A 20,419-nucleotide genomic window follows, 5' to 3' on the forward strand; every position below is an offset into this window, starting at 1 on the left:
CATCCTACTTGGGTCCGGACCTGCGATGCGTCTACTGCACTTTGCTCCGATTCGGCAGGCTTCAGGGGAGCGCCATCAGTCGGTCTCCCGATCAGTGCTAAGCCTCTTCCTCGTGAACGTCTTCAAACTCGTTGGGAATCAGGTCGTCGCGGTCGAGCGTCGCGACCAGTCCGTTCTTGGCGGCGTCGCTCGTGCCCAGCGCCTTCAGGACGCGGCTGGTGTGCTGGCCACGACGCATGGCCATGCGGCCCGTGCGCGAGACCTCAAGAATGGTGTAGCCGCTCTCGGTGATGACCTGGATCAGCCCCTCGATCTTCGAGGAGGAGCCGGTCATCTCGAGCATGATGGACTCAGGCGCAAGATCGACCACCCGTGCGCGGAAGACATTGGCCAGCTCAAAGATCTGCGAGCGCGAGTGCTGCCCGAGCGGGTGCGACGGACCGGCGGCGACCTTGATGAGGCACAGCTCGCGGATGACGGCCTCCGAGCGCCCGACCTCATCGACGTCCACGGTGATCTCGAGCTTGTAGAGCGAGGCGCGAATGCGGTGCGCGGCGGTCTCAGGAGCCTCGCAAACAATGGTCATGCGCGAGACCTCGGGCCGCTCGGACTCACCGACCGTCAGCGAGACGATGTTTATGTTCAGGCGGCGAAAGAGCGAGGCCACGCGGGTCAGGACGCCGGGCTTGTCGGATACATGAGCTACGAAGGTGTGCAGCATTGGGGCCTTTCAGTTCTGTTGCGACGAGGTCGGAGTATAAGGTGCGTTCGAGTCCCAGAGCGGGGTCTCGGTCGCATTCTCGTGATGCAGAATGCCGTTATCCCACAGGGGGTTCTTGTAGTCGCCGAGCGTGTAGTCCCCGGCGCCGTGGTAGCTGGCGCCGCAGGGATACTTGCCGGTGGTGAACTTTTCGTTGGCGCACTTCGCGCCCCGGTAGACGTGAATCCAGACGATAGGCTTCCGCGCATCGATGAACTTCTGCGAAAGTCCGAGCTTGTCGAAGCTATGGTTGTGAGCGGCGTCGCGAAACTGCCACAGAATCGCGACGATCTCATCATCCGAGGCATCGGCCTTGGTCACCAACGTATAGGTGTCCTCATCCTGATGAAAGACCTTAGTAGCAGGCGCAGCCACACTGGGCCGAGCCGGATACGTAGCCTTCTGCGGCTCCGTCTTCGGCGCAGGCACAGGAGGCGCAGGCGCTTTACAACCAGCGACTAGTACCATGGCAAAGGAGATAGAAGTGAGGATGCGACGCATTGCGACCTCCAAGGCGGGAACTGCAGAGAGCGCTGAAGGCGCGTCCCATACCAGCCTGGGGCGAAGCCCCAGGTAACCATCGGCGGAAGAACGTGAGGGCTGAAGGCCCGATCTATAATCACCGCGATGGCCCAATCGCTCGCGTTTTTGCTCGTCCATGTGATCTTCAGCACGAAGGATCGTACGCCTGTCCTCAAGGACGATCTGCGTCCCGCCCTTTACGCTTACTTGGCCACGGTTGCCCGCAACGCCGAGTGCGAGTGCTTCCGTGTGGGAGGCGTTGCGGACCACGTTCATCTCGCCCTGCGTATGCCGCGCACGGCAACCGTCGCGGAGATCGTGGAGCAGTTGAAGGTCTCCTCCTCCAAGTGGATCAAGACGCAGTCGCCTCGTCTGGCGAAGTTCGCCTGGCAACGCGGGTATGGCGTGTTTTCTGTTGGCCCCGCGGATCTGAACGCGTTGATCGGATATATCGACGGCCAGGAAGTTCACCATCGCAAGCAGACATTTCAGGATGAGTTCCGGGCGTTTTTGAAACGATACGGTGTCGAATTCGACGAGCGGTACATGTGGGATTGACGCCGGGATAGACCGGGCCTGCAGCCCTCTCGTGGCATGGGGACGCTTACCTGGGGCTTCGCCCCAGGCTGGTATAGAGCGCGCCGTTGGCGCTTGCCTCCACTCCAATTTGGTGGTCATAAAGAGCACCTACTCATCCTCCGCAGTCTCAAGCAGCGGATCATGCACCGGCCGACGGACCATCTCATGCAGAGCCGCGCCCGGCGCGATCATCGGGTAAACCCCATCTTCCTTCTCCACCTGGAACTCGATCAGAAACGCCTTGCCGCTGGTGCGGGCTTTTGTAACTGTTGGGATTACATTCTTCCGCTCGGAGACATGCTCACCAGCAATCCCATGCGCCCCGGCCAGCATCACAAAGTCGGGCGAGAGGATCGGCGAGGCGGCATAGTTCTTCTCGTAGAAGGTCTCCTGCCACTGCCTTACCATGCCGAGGAAGCCGTTGTTGATGATGGCGATATTGATCGCCAGCCCCTCCTGCTGAATCGTCGAAAGCTCCGAGGCGGTCATCTGGAATCCGCCGTCCCCGGCGATCACCCAGACGTCCTTCTCCGGGCAAGCGGCCTTGGCCCCAATGGCCGCGGGCAGCGCGAAGCCCATCGTCCCCAGCCCGCCGGACGTGATGAGCGAGCGCGGCGCATCGTGCTTGAAGTACTGCGCCTCCCACATCTGGTGCTGTCCCACGTCGGTCACGATGACGGTCTCCTCGAGCCGCCCGGCCTCGCGTGCCTCGCGCCAGATATCGTGGATCACATGCGCGGCATAGAGGTGCCCATTGTCCGGCAGGTTGATGATGTCGCGCACAGCGGCATCGCCCTTGCTGGCATTGATCTCGCGCAGCCAGCTCGAGCTTGCTACCGTGGGCTGCGACGCAGGCGCAGGCAACAGCGGCAGCAGCAGGTCGAGAACTTCCTTGAGATCACCAATCAGCGCCACATCGACCTTGACGTTCTTGTTGACCTCGGAGGGGTCGATGTCAATATGAATCTTCTTCGCGTCAGGCGCGTAATGAGCGAGGTTCCCAGTCACACGATCATCAAAACGCATCCCGAATGCCAGCAGCAGGTCAGCGTTCTGAATAGCATTGTTCACCCACGACTCACCGTGCATCCCCATCATGCCCAGCGAGAGCGGGTGATAGGTCGGGAAGGCACCAAGCCCAAGCAGGGTGCTGGCCACCGGAATCTGCTGCCCTTCGGCGAAGGCGATCACCTGCTCCCGTGCGCCGGATTCGACGATGCCGTGCCCCGCAAGGATCACCGGCTTCTTGGCAGACAAGATCAACTGAATCGCCTGCCGAATAGCACTCGATTCAGCCTTCAGCATCGGGTGAGGACGATGCACAGCGGGCGCGGCGTCTTCAAATGAGAAGAGCGCGGAGGCCTGCTGGGCGTCCTTGGTGATATCGACCAGCACCGGACCCGGACGACCCTGCTGGGCCACCTGAAACGCCTGCCGAATCGTAGGTGCAATATCCTCAGCACGAGTCACAAGGTAGTTGTGCTTGGTGATGGGCAGCGTGATGCCGGTGATATCGACCTCTTGAAACGCATCCGATCCCAGCACCTTCGAAGACACTTGCCCGGTGATGCAGACCATCGGGATCGAGTCCAGCATAGCGGTCGCAATGCCGGTGACGAGGTTGGTCGCACCCGGTCCTGACGTCGCCAGGCACACGCCCACCTTGCCCGACGCCCGCGCATAACCGTCGGCCATGTGCGAGGCTCCCTGCTCGTGCCGCACCAGCACATGGTGAATGGTGGGGAAGTTGCGCAGGGCATCGTAGATGGGGAGGATGGCGCCGCCCGGATACCCGAAGACGGTCGTGACGCCCTCGCCGGCGAGGGTGGCCCAGAGGATCTCGGAGCCGGTGAGGGTGGGATTCGTGTTAGCCATCTTGTTCTCCTTTACGTGCTGCATCTGCTGCGGTCTGGAATGGATCGTGCTACTGCATTGAAGGTGGTGGAGAGGGAGGGAATCGAACCCCCACTCCTCGCATTATGTAGTGATGGCCCCTTCGCTGGCGCTGCTCACAGAGCCTGCGTACTTGGCAAACACACCGCGCTTATAACGTGGCTCAGGAGCCTTCCAGGTACTCATGCGCCGAGCGATCTCCTCCGGCGCAACCTCAAGCCGCAGCTCGCGATTAGGAATATCGAAGGTGATGAGATCACCCTCCTGCACCGCCGCAATGGGACCGCCGAGGAAAGCCTCAGGCGCGACGTGTCCGCACATCAGCCCACGCGTAGCACCAGAGAAGCGGCCATCAGTCAGCAGCGCCACGGTCTCGGAGAGTTCAGGAATGCCCTTGATGGCAGCAGTGACGGCGAGCATCTCCCGCATACCCGGCCCACCCTTGGGGCCTTCGTAGCGGATGACGAGCACGTCATTCGGATTGATCTTCCCAGCCTCAACCGCGGCATGGCACAGGTCCTCGGAGTCGAAGACACGCGCAACGCCCTGGTGGAAGATGCGCTCGTGCCCCGCCACCTTGATGACCGAACCCTCGGGCGAAAGATTGCCCTTCATGATGACGAGTCCGCCCGTAGGCTTCAGCGGATTAGCCCACTCGTGAATCACAGGCTGGCCCGGCGTCTCCACCGCCAGCGCGGCCTCTTCGGCCAGCGTTCGGCCCGAGACCGTCGGCAGCGAGCCGTCGATCAGCCCCTTCTCGATCAGGCGCTTGGCCAGCACGCGCGAGCCACCCGCGTTCTGATAATCCGTGGCCGCATACCTGCCGCCCGGCGAGAGGTCGCAGATAAACGGCGTGTGCTCGCTGATGCGATCGAAGTCATCCATATCGAGCGGGATACCCAGCTCACGCGCAATCGCGATCAGGTGCAGCACCGCGTTGGTCGAGCCGCCGCTCGCGCAGACAGCAGCGATAGCATTCTCGAGCGCCTTGCGAGTCAGGATCTTCGACGGCCGCACGTCATGCTTGCACAGCTCAAGAATCATCCGCCCCGCCTCGCGGCTGGCTTCGGCCTTCTCGGCCGACATAGCAGGTACGCCCGTCAGGTTGAAGGGCGAGATGCCAAGAAACTCCCCAGCCATGGCCATCGTGTTCGCAGTGAACTGGCCACCACAGGCCCCAGGCCCAGGACAGGCCGCAGCCTCGAGCGCCTCAAGCTGATCGTCGTTGATCTTGCCCGCCGAGTGCGCGCCCATGCCCTCAAAGACATTCAAAATGGTGATGTCCTTGCTGCTGCCATCGGCTTGCTTCAGATGCCCAGGCGCAATGGAGCCGCCATAGAGCATGATGCCGGGGATATCGAGCCGCGCCATAGCCATGATGGTGCCGGGCATGTTCTTATCGCAGCCCGCGATGCAGACGATGCCGTCGAAGAGGTTGCCACGAGCGACGAGTTCAATCGAGTCGGCGATGACCTCACGCGAGATCAGGCTCGCCTTCATACCTTCAGTACCCATCGTGATGCCGTCCGAGATCGTAACGGTGTTGAACTCCATCGGAGTGCCGCCCGCATCGCGAATACCCTGCTTCACGGCAGCAGCCACGTCGCGCAGATGGAAGTTACAAGGGCCAATCTCCGTCCAGGTATTGGCCACGCCGATGATGGGCTTGTGCAGATCTTCTTTGCTGAAACCAACGCCACGCAGATACGAGCGTGCAGCGGCGCGGTTGGGGCCTTCGGTCAGGGGAACGGAGTACTTCTTCGGATTGATTTCGTTGCTCACTGGTACGACTCCCTCGGGGGCTGAGGCCCCACTTCTAAAAACTGTTTAGGCCGCGCGCGGTTTCAGCCAGAACTCGGCATCATGCTTCGACTCATAGCTATCAAGCTCCGACTCATGACGAAGCGTAAGACCGATATCATCGAGGCCATTCAGCAGGCAATACTTGCGGAACGGGTCGATCTCGAAGCTGGCGGAGAAGCCCTCATCGTCGGTGATGGTCTGGGCCTCCAGGTTGATGGTGATGGTGTGGTTCGGATTCTTCGTGCTGCGATGAGTCAGCAGGTTCACATCGTCTTCCGACAGGCGCACAAGAATCATGCCGTTCTTACCCGCGTTCGAAAAGAAGATATCGGCGAAGCTCGGCGCAACAACGGCAAGAAATCCAAAGTCGGTCAGCGACCATGCCGCGTGTTCACGCGAGCTGCCGCAGCCGAAGTTCTTCCCGGTGATAAGGATCTTCGCGCCCTTGTACTCCGGCTTGTTCAGCGCGAACTCGGGGTTCGGCTCACCGGCCTGCGGGCCTTCCTGGATCCGCCGCCAGTCATAGAAAAGAAACTCGCCGTAGCCCGTGCGCTCGATGCGCTTGAGGAACTGCTTGGGGATGATCTGGTCCGTGTCGATGTTCGAGATATCGAGCGGAGCAGCGATGCTGGTAAGAACATTAATGGGCTGCATAAGATTCCTTGATCTTGCTAACGGCTAGTTGTTGAACTTCCACTGGCGAACGTCGGTAAAGTGACCCGTAATAGCGGCCGCAGCGGCCATCACCGGCGAGACGAGATGCGTGCGAGACCCGCGTCCCTGGCGGCCTTCAAAGTTGCGGTTGCTGGTCGAAGCGCACCGCTCACCGGGCGAGAGAATATCGGGGTTCATGCCCAGACACATGCTGCAACCCGGCTCGCGCCAGTCGAACCCAGCCTCGGTAAAGATCTTGTCGAGACCCTCTTCTTCTGCCTGCGCCTTCACTGCTTGCGATCCCGGCACGACCATCGCGCTGACCGTAGTGGCCACGTGATAGCCACGAATAACCCCAGCCGCAGCACGCAGGTCTTCGATGCGGGCATTCGTGCAGGAGCCAATAAAGACGCGGTCAATCGTGATCTTCTGGATCGGCGTCCCGGCTTCAAGTCCCATGTATTCGAGCGCACGGTTGAAGTTGTTGCGATCCGCCTCGCTGGCGTCGGCCTCAAGCGTGGGCACAGTGGCATCAATACCCGCGACCATACCCGGCGACGTGCCCCACGAGACAGTGGGTGTCAGCGTAGCCGCATCAATGGTCAGCTCGCGGTCGAAGATTGCTCCTGAATCGGTTACAAGTTCAGCCCAGTGCGCCACAGCGTTATCCCAAGCCTCTCCCTGCGGCGAGAAGCGGCGTCCCATCAGATAAGCAAAGGTCGTAGCATCAGGCGCGATCATGCCCGCACGCGCGCCAGCCTCGATGCTCATGTTGCAGATGGTCATGCGGCCCTCCATCGAGAGCGCGCGAATAGCCGAACCAGCATACTCGACGACGTAGCCGGTAGCCCCGGCAGTGCCGATCTCGCCGATGATGTGCAGCACAATATCCTTCGCCGTGACGCCAATCGGCAGCTCGCCTTCGACGTTGATGCGGAAGGTCTTCGGCTTATCCTGCGGCAGCGTCTGCGTAGCCATCACATGCTCCACTTCGCTGGTGCCGATGCCGAAGGCCAGCGCGCCAAACGCCCCGTGGGTGCTGGTGTGCGAGTCACCGCACACAATGGTCATGCCCGGCTTGGTCAGCCCCAGCTCTGGTCCGATGATGTGAACGATGCCCTGCTCAGGAGCCTGCACATCGTACAGCTCAACCCCGAACTCAGCACAGTTACGGCGCAACGCCTCAATCTGGTTCGACGCGATCTGATCCACAATATGTAACCGATCCTGAACAGATGAGGTCGGCACGTTGTGGTCTACCGTAGCCACAGTACGGTCAGGCCGACGGAGCTTACGGCCCGCCATGCGCAGCCCATCAAACGCCTGCGGGCTGGTGACCTCGTGGACCAGGTGCAGGTCGATGTACAGGATCGACGGCTCGCCTGCGGGCGCGGCGACCAGGTGTTGCTGCCATACTTTTTCAAAGAGGGTGCGCGGTGTCTTTGCTGCTTCAGTCATAAGTTTCTCGAGTCTGTTTAGTGACGCTTCGGAAGTTGGGGAGCCTCTGTCGTATCGGCAGGGCTGGCCGTGGGGACGGGAATCTGGTGCGGTGTGCCATCGGGATCAACCAGGATGGCATGGGTAATCTGCTGGTGGATGCCGGTGCGCTTGATCGGTTCGGCCATCCAACGCGTCAGCGAACGGACCAGCGGCGGGGGCAGGGCAGTGGGGTTCTCGGCCGTGCCCGGCGCGTGGTTGGGAAAGATCCACAGTGTGTACTCGGCTGCGGGATCGGTAGTCGGGCGCGAGTCGCGGATCCAGTCGATAGCCGCAAACACAACCAGCGGATGCGGGTTATTGAGGTCCGCAAAGATCAGTCCACGCGAAGGACAGAAGTGAAAGACACATCCCGTCGCGGTGATGTACCGCTCCTCATCCGCGACGACCCGGTTAGGAATAGCAAGAAAGCTCTCGATGGTATCGGGCAGCGATTTACGCGGCTTCTCCGGCCCCCAGAAGGACTGCGGAGCTGTAAAGTTGCGCTCCAGAAACGGGCGGAACTCAGGGTCCTGAATCAGTTCATGTTCGCGGCCCTCTTCTGGCGGTGGCGAGTACTGCCAGAGCCACTCAAGATCCTCTTTGGGCTGCTTCTTCTTATCGACCTTTTCGGGCTTGGCCGGTATCGCGGGAGGCGGTATCAGTTGGGCATCAGTGGACACCGCAAGCAGAAGTGCCACCCCGAGGAGCCTGATCGAGTTGGAGAGAGTCGGCATCAGTTGCGGTAGTAATCAATCTTGCGTTGACGGTTCAAAGCTCGCTGCTTGCTGCCAGCGAGGTAGATGGTCAGGTTGCCGACGAGTAGAAAAGTAAGCGCGGCGACGATCACGATGACGAGCGGCGTATGCCGAAACAGTTGCGTAAGGCTCGCGGTCACAATGGCCGCGTTGAGCAAGACGTATTGGAGCCTGCGGCTGACCATGGTTATCCGTTATACGGCGTGCATGGCGTGGCGGCGGTCGATCGCCTCGGCCAGTGCATTGTGAACGAGCTTGCCCATCTGCTGCGTCGTCGCGATGGGCTGCGACGAGCCCGAGCCAGTGGCGATATCGGCGGTGCGGTGGCCATCGGCGAGTACCTTCTGCACCGCAGCCTCAACAGCGGCGGCATCTTCCTCAAGCCTCGCGGAGTGGCGCAGAATCATAGCCGCAGTCAGGATCGCTCCCAGCGGATTAGCCTTGCCCTGACCGGCGATATCGGGGGCCGAGCCGTGTACAGGCTCATAAAGATTGACCGTGCCGCCGATGGTAGCCGAGGGCAACATGCCAAGCGATCCGGTAATCACTGCGGCCTCATCCGAGAGAATGTCACCAAAAAGGTTCTCTGTAAGCACCACGTCAAAATTACGCGGCGTGTTCATCAGGTGCATGGCCATCGAGTCGACGAGCTGATGCTCCAGCTTGACATCGGGGTAGTCCCGCGCAATCTCGGTAACGGTCGCGCGCCATAGCTGCGAGACCTCAAGCACATTGGCCTTATCGACGGAGGTGACCTTCTTACGGCGCTTGCTCGCCAGCTCAAAGGCGATGCGTGCGATGCGTGCCACCTCGTCGCGCGTGTAGCGCATGGTGTTGATGGCCTCGTTCGACTCGCGATTCCACCAGCGCGGAGCGCCGAAGTAGAGTCCACCCAGCAGCTCGCGGACGAAGAGAATATCCGCGCCTTCCGTAACCTCAGGCCGCAGCGGCGAGTTGCCCGAGAGCGCAGGATAGGCAACCGACGGCCGCAGGTTGGCATAGCCGCCCAGCGCCTGGCGAATCTGCAACAGCCCGGCCTCGGGACGCTTGTCCGGTGGCAGCGCGCCGAACTTGTTGTCACCCACCGCGCCCAGCAGTACAGCATCGGAGTCGAGCGCGGCATCAAGCGTAGCCTGCGGCAGCGGCGAGCCGGACTCAGTGATGGCGACGCCGCCGATGAGCGCCGGGGTGAAGGTGAAGTCATGCCCACCCAGGTCGGCGACAGCCTTCAGGATGTTGGTGGCTTCAAGGGTAACTTCAGGGCCGATGCCGTCTCCGGCGAGGATCGCGATCTTCAGCTTCATTGCAAGGTCTCTCTTCTCTTGTTACAGATATTTTTAATGTGTAACCGCTGTAGTTACTTTTTCACTGAGCAGGCCAATCAGGTCCTGGTCATAGATGGACTTCTTACGATCGGCCAGCTCGGTAAAGCGGTGGTACACGATATCAAGCTCATCGCGCGTGAGCGGATGTCCCAGCTCGGTCAGTCGCTGCTCGAGCATCCTGCGGCCGCTGTGCTTGCCCAGCACCATGTTGTTGGCGGGCACGCCGACAGACTCAGGCGTCATAATCTCGTAGGTCAGAGGGTTAGCGAGCACGCCGTGCTGGTGAATGCCGGACTCGTGCGCGAAGGCGTTGGCCCCCACGATAGCCTTGTTGGGCGCTGCACCGAAGCTGATGATCTCGCCCAGCATCTGGCTGGTGGGATAGAGCTGCGACAGCACGATGTTGTTGGTGTAGGGAAACTTGTCGCGGCGCGTAGCCAGCGCGGCGGCGATCTCCTCAAGCGCCGCATTGCCCGCACGCTCACCGATACCGTTGATGGTGCACTCGATCTGCCGCGCCCCGCCCTCAACCCCGGCCAGCGAGTTGGCGACAGCCATACCCAGGTCGTTGTGGCAGTGCGTGGACCAGATGATGTTCTCGCTGCCGGGAACCTCGGCGCGAATGCGCTGAAAGAGGCTCTTGTACTCATCGGGAGTGGTGTAGCCGACGGTGTCGGGCAGGTTGATCGTCGTGGCCCCCGCCTGCACCGCAACGGTCACGAGCTGCACCATGAAGGCGAAGTCGGAGCGGGTAGCGTCCTCAGCGGAGAACTCCACGTTATCGACAAAGCTGCGAGCCAGCCGAACGGACTCCGCCGCCTGCTCAAGCGCCTGCGCCCGCGTGATGCGAAGCTTGGCTTCAAGGTGCAGGTCGGAGCTGGCAAGAAAGACGTGGATGCGGTTCGACGGAGCAGGCTCCACAGCGCGCGCGGCTGCTTCGATATCCTCACGCTTGCACCGGGCCAGCGAGGTGATGCGCGGCCCACGCACAGCCTTGGCAATGGCGCGGATGGAGTCGAGGTCACCCTGCGAGGCGATGGCAAACCCGGCCTCGAGCACATCGACGCCCAGCTCGGCCAGCTTGTGCGCCATGCGGAGCTTCTCGTCGTGGTGCATGGTGCATCCGGGCGACTGCTCGCCGTCGCGCAGGGTGGTGTCGAAGAAGACGATCTGGTTCGGGTCGATGTTCATAGACGGGTCACTCTCGGCTAACAAAAGCATAATGCAGCCTTATGTCTGTTTCAGCTAGTATCATCATTTCTTATCGCGCTATTGCGCGGCAAGAGTCCGGTCCGTAAGGGATCCGACAACCGAATGGTAAACCCAGCGGCACCGCGAGAGATAGGTTGCGGAGCCTGACAGGTTAAGGAGCAAAGCGCATGGATCTGTTTCAACTGGAGACGTTTCTGGCCGTGGCCGAGGAGCGCAGCTTCTCCCGGGCCGCGGCGCGGCTGCACCGTACCCAGCCCGCGGTCAGCCAGGCCATCGCCAAGCTGGAGGCCGAACTGGGCGAGGTGCTGCTGGATCGGTCCTCGCGCGACGGCACCCTGACCGACGCCGGGCACGTCCTGAAGGAGTACGCGCTGAAGCTGCTGAACCTGCGGTCCGAGGCCGCCGGCGCCCTCACCGAGCTGCGCTCCCTGCACCGCGGCCGCCTGAACCTGGCCGCGAACGAGTACACCTGCCTCTACCTGCTGCCGTTGCTCGACGAGTTCCGCCGCCAGAACCCGCAGATCAAGGTCACGGTACAGCGTGCGCTGGCCAGCCGCATCACCGACGAGGTGCTGATGCACTCAGTCGAGATCGGCGTCCTCTCCTTCCGCCCGGAGGACGCGCAGGTCCACTCGGTCGTGGTCTTCCGCGACGAGCTGGCGCTGGTCGTCAACCCTAAAAGCCCGCTGGCTCGCTCGGGCGAGGTCTCGATCCGGCAGTTGGGAGCCTTGAACTTCGTCGCGCACAACATCGCGTCGCCGCAGCGGCAGAAGGTGATCCAGGCCTTCCGCCGCCATAAGACGCCGCTCCAGATGGGCGTGGAGCTGCCGACGATCGAGGCGATCAAGCGGTTCGTGGAGATGGGCAACGGTGTGGCGCTGGTTCCGGGGCTTTCGGTGGCGGCGGAGCTGGCCTCGGGCGCACTGGTGCGGGTGCGGGTCAAGGAGTTGCAGATCGAGCGTAAACTGCGTCTGGTGCATCGCCGTCAGGCCACGCTGTCGCACGCAGCAGTTGCGTTTCTGAAGGTAGTAGAAGCCTACGCAGCCAAACATGGCGACCCCTACTCCTACCAACCCGAGCGAGCTTTTTAGGAGACAAAGAAAACACGCGAAGCATCCAAAACCGCACGAAGTGCCGCCCGTCCGGCGTGAGGACGCTTTTGTTGTTGCCTGTTTTCTTGGTTGCCATGCAAGAGCGAAGCGGAGAAATCTGCTTCTGCCTTTGTATCTGGAGCAGGTCCGGGCTTTAGCCCCCGAGGTGTGCTTTCCTTTCCCAGTCAAAGGCCCAGATACAAAAGCCCAACCCGGAACTTTTCCCCAGAGAACACGTCTCTACAGGAGAAAGCAGGGCCGGGGATTTTCCTATCCGGCCGAGACAGGCGCAGCATCGGAGCAGGATACGAAAGCGGGGACTTGAAGATGACAGATCGCATGAAGTTGGCAACGAAGATGCGGATTGCAGTGCTGGCCTGTTGCGTGGCCACGGCGGGCGTAGTGCCCATGCTGGCGCAGGACGCATCCGGCGCGCCCGCGGCCCAGCAGGACGATCAGCAGCAGGGCCGTGGCGGCCGTCGCAACCCGGCCGAGATGGAGCAGCGCCGTCTCGACATGATGACCAGGCAGTTGAGCCTCTCACCCGACCAGGTCACCCAGGTCAAGGCCCTTCTGGACACCGAGAGCCAGCAGATGTCGGCTCTGCGGAACGGCGGCGGCGACGCCCAGGGCGACCGGCGCTCGCAGATGATGAGCATCCGCCAGTCCACCCAGGCCAAGATCCGCGCGACCCTGACCGACGACCAGAAGACCAAGTTCGACGCCATGCAGGCGCGGATGCAGCAGCGTCGCGGCGGCGAGGGCGGCCCACCCCCGCAACTGTAACCGGGTCGATACCCCTCCCAGTAGCCCCAAAAGCCCCTAAACTCCTCATAACCGGGCCGCAACCCCAGATTTTCGGGGTCGGCCCGCCGTGTTTCTGCGGTTCTTTCGCCGTGTCGCGTACGTCTAAGGGGGAGTAACGGGTACAATCGGAAGCAGTGGCCTCGCCGTTCCGCGACAGAGTGAGTGCGACGCCTGATGACCGACAGACGGTCGCTTGACTTCGAAAGGGTTTGACCAAGAATGAAGAAGACGATGGTGTTGGCCGTACTGGTGTTGTCGGCCGTGGCCGGATTCGCGCAAGAGAGCCGGCAGGATGCAAGTATCAGCGGAATTGACGTGATTACGCCGGGCGTCCATGGAAATACTCCGGTGGCGCAGGTGATCTCGAACACCGCCGGCGTGCTGGGCAGCTACCGCTACATGCTGACGCCGCACAGCGCGCTCGAACTGAACTACTCCTGGGCGCAGAACACGAACTACTACCAGTACGCCGGTCTGCAGGTGTTCATTCCTATCCACACCATGCAGCAGGAGTTCTCGGCGGCCTACGTGTACAGCCTGAACTTCCACAAGTACAGCCCCTTCCTCGAAGTCGGACCGGGCGTCATGTTCTTTTCGCCGATCAAGGACTTTGGTACGGGCCGCCTGGACGCGAAGCGGAACTCGAACATCGGCGGCCTCTTCGGCGGTGGTGTGGCTTACGAGATCAGCCCCAGCTTCGACGTGCGCGCCGAATTCCGCGGCTTCTTCGTCAAGTCGCCGAACTTCGTGGACGACTTCAAGACCAACCGCTATAACGTGATCATGACCCCGGCTCTCGGCGTGGCGTACCACTTCTAGCCAGATCGGTTTCTGCAGAAAATAAAGGGCTTCGGAGTAATCCGAAGCCCTTTGCTATTGCTTGGAATCCTTTGCTGTTGCTTCTGGGGTAGGTCCGGGCTTTAGCCCCCGAGATATGCCCCTCCACAAAGGCAAAAGCGACCTTACGCCGGGCGGGCGGCACTTCGTGCGATCTTGGACGCTTCGCGTAACAACAAGCCTCCTCTTACCGGCTCAGCTCCCCCGCAAAGTGATAAGCCGCCCCAAACGTAATCATCTGCGGGCTAAGCCCATGTGGCGGAAACCTAAACCATTGCTGATACTCGTACTCCGCCCGCAGATGAACATGGCGCGTCAGCCGATAGTCCCCCCCGCCACCCCCGGCCAGCAGGTTATAAGCCTCGTTGGCCTCGGCGGTCAGCTTCGTGGGCGTAACGTAGACCAGCGGGTAGTTGAAGACGCCGCGCCCGACCATCCCCTTGGCGTAGGGAACCAGCCTGCCATAGCGACGCAGCAGATACCGGCCCCCAACCTCATAGGTACGTTCGTAAAGGTCGCTGGTGTACTTGGCGTTCGAGGTCGTATGCACCTGGTGCAACGCCAGCTCGATGCCCCAGCGACGGTCCGGATCGAAGTCAATATAAACCGCCGCACCAATAAACCTGGGCCGGTCGTAGTCGGAGTCGGCCAGGGTGAAGCCGCCGCCGATCTGCAGGTCCCCCAGGCGCGAGGCGGCAGCTCTGGCCTGGGCCTGAAGTATGGTGGCCGAGCTGGCCAGGGCTGCGGATACAAGGAAGACGACGCGCAGGCGATTTCGCAAAAGAGAACTCCGTGGGTCAGGAGGCGGCAGGCAGGTGGTCTGCGCCGGGGATTCCGCTTCACGGTGTACTCATCGACAGAAAGCGCGTCGACATCTCTAAAAAGTGATATGCACAAGAAAAAACGGGACAGACCGGAGTGCGGTCTGCCCCGTTTCGGGAAGGGTACTGCTGGACTACTGCTGAAGAGCCGGAGGCGGCGTAGCGGCCGCCGGAGCCGCGTCAGGAGCCGGTGCGGCCGGGGCCGCGTTGGCCGGAGCCGGAGCAGCGTTATCAGCCGGAGTAGCCGGACCAACAGCGCCGGGGACGGCGGTCGGCGCGGCTGCTTCCTTGTAGTAGCCGAGCTTCATGTACACCGGCGTCACCTCGAACGGCATCTTGTCGCGTGCGTTCAGGATCGGCTCAAAGGCGGTGTGCATGGTAATCACCCGGTCGCTCCAGGGATCGAAGCGCAGGAAGCTGGCCAGCGGCATAGCGGCCTGCTGCTTGATGTCCTTCACGTCGAGCTTGGTGCCCTTGGCCACCATCGCCTGCATCCAGAAGGTGGGGTCGGTGTCGCTCTTTACCAGCGCATCGCCGAGCATCGGCTCGTTCAGGGCCTTCAGGGCCTTGGTCCGCTGCGCCAACTGCTGCAGGTACAGGCCGAAGTACTGCTGCCCGTCCACCAGCTCCTTGGCGTTCAGTAGCTCCAGGGCCTTCTTGGCGGCCTCGGTGTTGTCGGCATCCGTGTGGTGCATGGGGATGCGCTTGAACGCCGAGTTATCCGGGAAGAGCAGCCGGTCATTGAAGGCATACTTGGTGTCCAGCCGGTGGCCGCTGACGATATGCGCGAGCTGGAAGGCCAGCAGCGCGTTCAGGTTGCCCATCTGCTGCGCGCCGTCCTGCGTAATGACCGCAGTGGTGTCGATCAGGCTCTTCGAAAGAATGATCGTGTTGCCGATAGCCAGCGACTCCAGCGGCTCGGTCAGCAGCGTACGCACGCGGATCTGGCCGCCGATGGCGATGTTGTTATAGGCGAGGATGTTGTTCGCCAGAGCCTCGAGCGTCTTGTCGAAGTCGCTGGGCGCATCCAGCAGACCGGCCTGGAACAGGCGCTCGACGACATTGTCCTCTGCCTGCTTGATGAAGGCGCGCTGCGCCCCCAGCGGGCTTACATCCTGCGCGTCGTTCGAGACGTCGGTAGCCCCCACCACGTCGACCGAGGTGTTCTCCGCATCGCCCGCCGGAACCTTCAGTTGGTAGCCCCAAACGTAGTTGATCGCCTTGAACTTCAGCGTGTTGGTCCGGCTGCGCGGGTCGCTCTCCTCAACGTACACCGAGGTCGGCAGCCACAGGTCGGGCTGCACGTTCGTGCGCCAGCTATCGAAGTGGTAGAACTCCGCGTGGTCCTTATCGGAGCCGTCGAAGTCACCGTTGAAGCGGACGACATTGCCGTTATGGTTCTCGATCCAGATACGTCCGAAGAAGCGGCCCAGATCCTTCTTGCCGTTGGCGGGCGTTACATCGAAGACCGAGGTGGGCACATTGCCCAGAAAGTCATTGCGCACAAAGGCGAACTGGTAGTGCTGACGGTCGAACCCGTTCGAGTCCATCAGGATCATCTGGACGAAGCCGACCTGGTTGAACTGCAGGTGCAGCGACCCGCCCAGCCCCCCCAGGAATCCCAGCGAGTTCTTGAAGAACCCGCCCTTGCTGCCCTTGTCGCCCGCCTTCGGACCGGCCTTGTAGCTATCGTCGCCGATCACCTTGCCGAACTCGACCCGGCCCAGGAAGTGCTGGTCCGACTCCGGTGCCTGCAGCATCACCGCATCGGGCTTCATGTTCTGGATGTACGTCTCCACCAGCGGAGCCCGCTCCCTGACGACCTTGATGACCTCTTTTTCGCGCGCGATCGACTTGTCGATCAGGGCATTCTGGGCCGGGGTCAGCTTGCGGCCGTCGAGTGCGTTGTCCTTCTTCTTTTTGAACAGGTCGATGCCTGCCGCGTGGGCAGGGAGTGCGGAGGCTAGGAGGACTACCATCGAGAGTCCTGCGATTGCCTTCTTGATTGAGATCATGTTGTACGAGCTCCTGTGTTTTTCGATACCGGCGAACGCCCGAAAAGAAGGGCGGATATTAGTCATAACTCGATACTACTTAGATGCCGAACTCTTACTACTAAGACGCAACGCTAAGACAGAACGAGACATAAAGTTGAGACAGAACACGATTTCGGCAGGTCAATTGGCCATCTGGAAGGTGATATTGACGATGCCCTCCCAGTCCACAGGATGTCCCGAGGCGTCGGTCGCGGGCTGGAAACGCATCCCCGTGACCGCTCGTTCGGCGGACTGGTCGAGACCGTGGCCGAGGCCGCTGGTGACGCCCAAAATCTGGATAGCGCCCGCTGCCGAGACGTGAATGCGGACCGAGACGACACCTTCGAGGTGCATCGCGGTGGCTTCAGGTGTATACGCGGGCTTGGGCTTATAGAGCACCTTCGGCGCGGTGCTGGCGGGCGCGGAGGCGGTAACCGACCTCACCTGCGGCGCGGCCGCAGCCTGTCCCAACTGCACGGTAGCCGGACGCGTGCCCACTCCGTTGCCCGGCGCGGTGCCGGTGCCCCCGGTCACGCCGCCCAGCTTGACGCCCTGAATCGCCCGCGCCCCTCCACCGGCAACCGATCCTCCGGGCTGGCCCGATCCGAGCTGCACCTTGGTGGACGCCGGTCCCGTGCCGGTATTCCCGGCAGGCATCCCGGCCAGGCCGCGCTGGCCCAGGTCAACCGAGGCAGTAGCGGGCCGGTTGGATGGTGCAATGGGGTTATTAGCCTGTCCCAGCGCCACAGGGGCAGGGTGCGGCGAGTTATTGACCACGGCGGCGGACCGTCCCAGATTCACGGTGGTGGGCTTGGGAGCCGCTGCCGCGACCACGGGCTTCGGCGGCGCGGGAGCCACCGCGGGCTGCGGCCGCTCCACCTTGGGCACCGGCACGGGCTTGGGAGCCTCGATCTTTACCTCAGGCAGCGTGATCTTGGGCTCGACCGGCTTGATGACGGGCGGTGGCGGCTGGCGGATGAACTTGGGAGGCCTGGGCAGCTCGACCGGCGGCTTGGGCAACGGCGGCGCCACCAGCTCGGTGACCTTCTGGGTCTTGTCGATCGTTACCTTGGCGGCGGCTCCAATAATGATCGCGATGATCGCCAGGATCACATTGATCGTGATGGAGGTAACGAGCGATCCCTTGCCCTGACTGCCTGTATTGAGCACGCCAAAATGGGAGAACTGTTTGTTCTCGGCCTGGACATGTTCTTCACTCTGGAGCGGTTTCGCCATCGATCCGGATCCTTGCTGAAGGTCCTGGTGCAAGCAGGCCCTGTGTGAAAAAAGAGAAAGTGGAGCTACCGAACATAGAGCTATACAGCAGCGCTGATAAAAACTTCGGCAGGTCGGGTCGTCGAGCAGCGAGACAGGGGAAGCAGTGAGGCAAGGACTTTAGAACGAATCACACTCTATGTGTATTGATCTTATTTGTTTTTAGATGCCGAATTCATAATTGCATGTTGGCAAATATGAAAAACCTAATGAAATCTTTGACCTGAACAAGGATGCTGCTGCTCTCCCTATCGACTTGTTCGTCCGTTTTCTGAGTCTAAGTGTGCCAGAGAGAGGGAGGTTTCGCACGCTGCACTTATACTTTGGTTGCGCACGACCCAAAAAGGGATTCCAAAAGGGGTCCAGAAAGTTTCCGGAGATATCTTGATGAATATTCTTGTAACGGGAGGCGCCGGCTACATCGGCGGCACGCTCTGTCGGCTTTTGCTCGCCCAAGGGCACTCGGTCACGGTCTACGACAGCTTCTGCCACAGCCGCCGCACCGCCCTGGCCCAGGGAGTAACGCTGGTCGAAGGCGACCTCGCCGACCGCGCCCTGCTCGAAAAGACCCTCTCCGGCGCTCCCTTCGACGGCGTCATGCACTTCGCCGCGCTCATCGAGGCGGGCGAGAGCATGCAGAAGCCCGAGATCTACTTCCGCAACAACACCGCGGGCACGCTCACCCTGCTCGAGGCCATGCAGGCCACCGGCCAGAACCGCATCGTCTTCAGCTCCACCGCCGCCTGCTACGGCGAGCCGGAGAAGACCCCGATCCTCGAGGACGCCAAACTCGCCCCCACCAACGCCTACGGCGAGAGCAAGCTGCTGGTCGAGCACATGCTCCGCTGGATGAACACGCAGCGCGGTCTCCGCTACGCCAGCCTGCGCTACTTCAACGTCGCCGGAGCCATCGACGGCTACGGCGAGAACCACGAGCCCGAGTCGCACCTCATCCCCCTGATCCTCGACGTGGCTCTGGGCAAGCGGGCGCAGATCAAGATCTTCGGCCAGGACTACCCCACCAAGGACGGCACCTGCATCCGCGACTACATCCACGTTCAAGACCTCGCCGAGGCTCACCTGCTGGCGCTGGCGGCCCTGAACACGCCCGAGGGAGCGAACGGGCTGGTCTACAACATCGGCAACGGCGAGGGCTTCACCGTGCTCGAGGTCATCGAGTCGGTCAAGCGCGTCACCGGCCGTCCGATCCCGGTCGAGGTCTGCGACCGCCGCCCCGGCGACCCGGCGGTGCTGGTGGCCGGATCGGAGAAGATCAAGCGCGAGCTGGGCTGGAAGCCGAAGTTCGCCGAGCTGGACGCCATCATCGCCAGCGCCTGGAAGTGGCACCAGCGGGACGCCCGCTAATTCAATCCCACCCGGCATTAGGCTTTTGTTGTTGAAGACAGCGACAAAAGCCTAATGCCGGACGGGCGGCACTTCACGCGGTTCTCGACGCTGCGCGTGTAACCCTATTTCTGGCCGGAGTAAAATGGCATCATCATGGGTTTCTACTGGCCAGCAGCGATCGGTTTCTTTCTCGGCTTCGCCTTCGGCGTCGGTTGCGCGCTTGCCGTCATGTACTCGATCTACATGGGCGGCTACCGCGCCGCGCTGAAGGATCAGCTATTGCCGGTAGCTCCGGAGCGGCTCACCAAAGAGCTGGCCCGTGCCGCGCACTCCTAGCCCTTCTTGCCCGTAAGCTCTGCCCTCAGGTCTTCGATCTCGCGCGTTAGCCGCGCCAGCGACTCCAGTATCTCGGTGTTCTGAGCCTCTTCGGGCGAGGGTTGTATCCCCTCCACGTAAAACGTACCGCTCGGCTCCAGCACGCACCGCCGCACCTCGTGGAAGTGATCGAAGCTCTGCCTGTGCAACACCGAGAGCAGCTCCGTCTCGGTCAGGGCCTCGCGCTTCAGCGCCGCCTCGTCCACGCGGCCATCGACGATGAGCGTCGTGGACGTGCCTTCGAGCGCCTGGTTTAACCGCGGCAGCCGGAAGAGGATTCGGGAGAGAACCCAGTTGACGGTCAGCAAAGAGAACGCCCCGATGATGCCTCCGCTCACGGAGTTATCGTTTCCGATGATGGCGTTCTGCACGGTATTCGAGAGGCTCAGCAGCACCACCAGGTCAAACGGATTGAGCTGCGCCAGCTCCCGTTTGCCGAAGAGCCGCAGGAAGAAGATCAGCACGACGTACACGATCATGGGGCGCACGATCTTCTCAAGGAGCGGCAACTGCATCTGGAACATGCTCTGAGACATGCTTTGGATCAAAGGGCTTCCTCCGCCTCTCTCCTGGGAGCGAGGTGTACCGACATATTACGTCGTCGTCTCTCACGCGAAGCGCCGAGAACCGTACGAAGTGCCGCCCGCCCGGCGCAAGGGCGCCGTTGTCGTTGCCTGTTCTCTTGTTGCCATTCGAAAGGCGTTGAAGCGGGAGGCCTTAAGCCTTTGATTTCCCCACACTGCCCCGAGAACCGCACGAAGTGCCGAAGTGCTATTTGCTTATGCTGACCCTAGCTTTTAGACTAAGGGCTGCGAAAGCTCAGTTTATTATTGGCAGTTACCGTTCTG

Annotated in this window: 20 protein-coding genes; 6 read left to right on the top strand and 14 right to left on the bottom strand. The window is 61.6% G+C overall.

From position 1 onward, the window contains the following. Positions 1–97: 97 nt before the first annotated feature. Together ilvN and FTO74_RS02305 are read right to left on the bottom strand one after the other, a co-directional pair. On the bottom strand, positions 98–721 hold the full coding sequence (gene ilvN / locus FTO74_RS02300; RefSeq protein WP_162536692.1) for an acetolactate synthase small subunit: 624 nt from the start codon (positions 719–721) through the stop codon (positions 98–100). A 9-nt stretch (positions 722–730) separates the two neighbouring features. After that, the gene (locus tag FTO74_RS02305) at positions 731–1,261 is read right to left on the bottom strand and encodes a hypothetical protein (RefSeq protein WP_162536693.1); all 531 of its coding nucleotides are present in this window, start codon (positions 1,259–1,261) and stop codon (positions 731–733) included. 126 nt (positions 1,262–1,387) lie between these two features. Between FTO74_RS02305 and tnpA the strand changes: the two genes are divergently transcribed. Beyond that, complete coding sequence (tnpA, locus tag FTO74_RS02310; protein WP_162536694.1) at positions 1,388–1,840, top strand: IS200/IS605 family transposase; 453 nt, start codon at positions 1,388–1,390, stop codon at positions 1,838–1,840. 129 nt (positions 1,841–1,969) lie between these two features. On the opposite strand, the gene ilvB is transcribed toward tnpA, so the two are convergent. The 8 genes from ilvB to FTO74_RS02350 all read right to left on the bottom strand — a co-directional run bounded on the left by ilvB (position 1,970) and on the right by FTO74_RS02350 (position 10,991). Then, positions 1,970–3,736 (bottom strand): biosynthetic-type acetolactate synthase large subunit, encoded by a 1,767-nt coding sequence (ilvB, locus tag FTO74_RS02315; RefSeq protein WP_162536695.1) that lies wholly within the window; start codon positions 3,734–3,736, stop codon positions 1,970–1,972. A gap of 102 nt (positions 3,737–3,838) precedes the next feature. Further along, entirely contained in the window at positions 3,839–5,536 is a 1,698-nt protein-coding gene (ilvD, locus tag FTO74_RS02320) for a dihydroxy-acid dehydratase (protein ID WP_162536696.1), read from the bottom strand. Between the two features lie 45 nt (positions 5,537–5,581). Next, positions 5,582–6,211, bottom strand: a complete 630-nt coding sequence (gene leuD, locus FTO74_RS02325) for a 3-isopropylmalate dehydratase small subunit (protein WP_162536697.1) — start codon at positions 6,209–6,211, stop codon at positions 5,582–5,584. Positions 6,212–6,235: 24 nt separating this feature from the next. Beyond that, entirely contained in the window at positions 6,236–7,669 is a 1,434-nt protein-coding gene (leuC, locus tag FTO74_RS02330; protein WP_162536698.1) for a 3-isopropylmalate dehydratase large subunit, read from the bottom strand. A 17-nt stretch (positions 7,670–7,686) separates the two neighbouring features. After that, a complete protein-coding gene (locus tag FTO74_RS02335; RefSeq protein WP_255462456.1) occupies positions 7,687–8,388 on the bottom strand; it encodes a hypothetical protein in 702 nt (233 codons plus the stop codon). Between the two features lie 35 nt (positions 8,389–8,423). Next, complete coding sequence (locus tag FTO74_RS02340; protein ID WP_162536700.1) at positions 8,424–8,630, bottom strand: hypothetical protein; 207 nt, start codon at positions 8,628–8,630, stop codon at positions 8,424–8,426. 9 nt (positions 8,631–8,639) lie between these two features. Further along, the gene (leuB, locus tag FTO74_RS02345; protein WP_162536701.1) at positions 8,640–9,749 is read right to left on the bottom strand and encodes a 3-isopropylmalate dehydrogenase; all 1,110 of its coding nucleotides are present in this window, start codon (positions 9,747–9,749) and stop codon (positions 8,640–8,642) included. 33 nt (positions 9,750–9,782) lie between these two features. Continuing rightward, on the bottom strand, positions 9,783–10,991 hold the full coding sequence (locus FTO74_RS02350; RefSeq protein WP_255462457.1) for a 2-isopropylmalate synthase: 1,209 nt from the start codon (positions 10,989–10,991) through the stop codon (positions 9,783–9,785). Positions 10,992–11,149: 158 nt separating this feature from the next. Here FTO74_RS02350 and FTO74_RS02355 point away from each other — a divergent pair, with 158 nt between their 5' ends. The 3 genes from FTO74_RS02355 to FTO74_RS02365 all read left to right on the top strand — a co-directional run bounded on the left by FTO74_RS02355 (position 11,150) and on the right by FTO74_RS02365 (position 13,699). After that, positions 11,150–12,073 (top strand): LysR family transcriptional regulator, encoded by a 924-nt coding sequence (locus FTO74_RS02355; protein WP_162536702.1) that lies wholly within the window; start codon positions 11,150–11,152, stop codon positions 12,071–12,073. A gap of 339 nt (positions 12,074–12,412) precedes the next feature. Continuing rightward, entirely contained in the window at positions 12,413–12,859 is a 447-nt protein-coding gene (locus FTO74_RS02360; RefSeq protein WP_162536703.1) for a hypothetical protein, read from the top strand. A gap of 240 nt (positions 12,860–13,099) precedes the next feature. Next, positions 13,100–13,699: an outer membrane beta-barrel protein gene (locus FTO74_RS02365; protein WP_162536704.1), complete on the top strand. Its 600-nt coding sequence runs from the start codon at positions 13,100–13,102 to the stop codon at positions 13,697–13,699. A 205-nt stretch (positions 13,700–13,904) separates the two neighbouring features. Here FTO74_RS02365 and FTO74_RS02370 read toward each other — a convergent pair whose 3' ends face one another. The 3 genes from FTO74_RS02370 to FTO74_RS02380 all read right to left on the bottom strand — a co-directional run bounded on the left by FTO74_RS02370 (position 13,905) and on the right by FTO74_RS02380 (position 17,810). Further along, positions 13,905–14,498 (bottom strand): outer membrane beta-barrel protein, encoded by a 594-nt coding sequence (locus FTO74_RS02370; RefSeq protein WP_162536705.1) that lies wholly within the window; start codon positions 14,496–14,498, stop codon positions 13,905–13,907. A gap of 174 nt (positions 14,499–14,672) precedes the next feature. Next, entirely contained in the window at positions 14,673–16,553 is a 1,881-nt protein-coding gene (locus FTO74_RS02375; RefSeq protein WP_174242206.1) for a hypothetical protein, read from the bottom strand. A 162-nt stretch (positions 16,554–16,715) separates the two neighbouring features. Then, the gene (locus FTO74_RS02380) at positions 16,716–17,810 is read right to left on the bottom strand and encodes an energy transducer TonB (RefSeq protein WP_162536706.1); all 1,095 of its coding nucleotides are present in this window, start codon (positions 17,808–17,810) and stop codon (positions 16,716–16,718) included. Between the two features lie 426 nt (positions 17,811–18,236). Here FTO74_RS02380 and galE point away from each other — a divergent pair, with 426 nt between their 5' ends. Then, a complete protein-coding gene (galE, locus tag FTO74_RS02385) occupies positions 18,237–19,214 on the top strand; it encodes a UDP-glucose 4-epimerase GalE (protein WP_162536707.1) in 978 nt (325 codons plus the stop codon). A gap of 135 nt (positions 19,215–19,349) precedes the next feature. After that, the gene (locus FTO74_RS02390; RefSeq protein WP_162536708.1) at positions 19,350–19,532 is read left to right on the top strand and encodes a hypothetical protein; all 183 of its coding nucleotides are present in this window, start codon (positions 19,350–19,352) and stop codon (positions 19,530–19,532) included. On the opposite strand, the gene FTO74_RS02395 is transcribed toward FTO74_RS02390, so the two are convergent. Beyond that, the gene (locus FTO74_RS02395) at positions 19,529–20,107 is read right to left on the bottom strand and encodes a YetF domain-containing protein (RefSeq protein WP_162536709.1); all 579 of its coding nucleotides are present in this window, start codon (positions 20,105–20,107) and stop codon (positions 19,529–19,531) included. The two genes, FTO74_RS02390 and FTO74_RS02395, sit on opposite strands and share 4 nt — an antisense overlap. Positions 20,108–20,419 lie beyond the last annotated feature (312 nt).

Origin of the sequence: Granulicella sp. WH15, from assembly GCF_009914315.1 — a bacterium.
Taxonomy (GTDB): Bacteria; Acidobacteriota; Terriglobia; order Terriglobales; family Acidobacteriaceae; genus Edaphobacter.

Excerpts from the sequence above, each read along its gene's own strand:
- ilvB (WP_162536695.1), bottom strand. The coding sequence starts at position 3,736 with ATGGCTAACACGAATCCCACCCTCACCGGCTCCGAGATCCTCTGGGCC.
- FTO74_RS02350 (WP_255462457.1), bottom strand. The coding sequence starts at position 10,991 with ATGCTTTTGTTAGCCGAGAGTGACCCGTCTATGAACATCGACCCGAAC.
- FTO74_RS02395 (WP_162536709.1), bottom strand. The coding sequence starts at position 20,107 with ATGTCTCAGAGCATGTTCCAGATGCAGTTGCCGCTCCTTGAGAAGATC.
- FTO74_RS02375 (WP_174242206.1), bottom strand. The coding sequence starts at position 16,553 with ATGATCTCAATCAAGAAGGCAATCGCAGGACTCTCGATGGTAGTCCTC.
- galE (WP_162536707.1), top strand. The coding sequence starts at position 18,237 with ATGAATATTCTTGTAACGGGAGGCGCCGGCTACATCGGCGGCACGCTC.
- FTO74_RS02340 (WP_162536700.1), bottom strand. The coding sequence starts at position 8,630 with ATGGTCAGCCGCAGGCTCCAATACGTCTTGCTCAACGCGGCCATTGTG.
- FTO74_RS02355 (WP_162536702.1), top strand. The coding sequence starts at position 11,150 with ATGGATCTGTTTCAACTGGAGACGTTTCTGGCCGTGGCCGAGGAGCGC.
- FTO74_RS02390 (WP_162536708.1), top strand. The coding sequence starts at position 19,350 with ATGGGTTTCTACTGGCCAGCAGCGATCGGTTTCTTTCTCGGCTTCGCC.
- tnpA (WP_162536694.1), top strand. The coding sequence starts at position 1,388 with ATGGCCCAATCGCTCGCGTTTTTGCTCGTCCATGTGATCTTCAGCACG.
- leuC (WP_162536698.1), bottom strand. The coding sequence starts at position 7,669 with ATGACTGAAGCAGCAAAGACACCGCGCACCCTCTTTGAAAAAGTATGG.
- FTO74_RS02365 (WP_162536704.1), top strand. The coding sequence starts at position 13,100 with ATGAAGAAGACGATGGTGTTGGCCGTACTGGTGTTGTCGGCCGTGGCC.
- leuB (WP_162536701.1), bottom strand. The coding sequence starts at position 9,749 with ATGAAGCTGAAGATCGCGATCCTCGCCGGAGACGGCATCGGCCCTGAA.
- FTO74_RS02380 (WP_162536706.1), bottom strand. The coding sequence starts at position 17,810 with ATGGCGAAACCGCTCCAGAGTGAAGAACATGTCCAGGCCGAGAACAAA.
- ilvN (WP_162536692.1), bottom strand. The coding sequence starts at position 721 with ATGCTGCACACCTTCGTAGCTCATGTATCCGACAAGCCCGGCGTCCTG.
- leuD (WP_162536697.1), bottom strand. The coding sequence starts at position 6,211 with ATGCAGCCCATTAATGTTCTTACCAGCATCGCTGCTCCGCTCGATATC.
- FTO74_RS02305 (WP_162536693.1), bottom strand. The coding sequence starts at position 1,261 with ATGCGTCGCATCCTCACTTCTATCTCCTTTGCCATGGTACTAGTCGCT.
- FTO74_RS02360 (WP_162536703.1), top strand. The coding sequence starts at position 12,413 with ATGAAGTTGGCAACGAAGATGCGGATTGCAGTGCTGGCCTGTTGCGTG.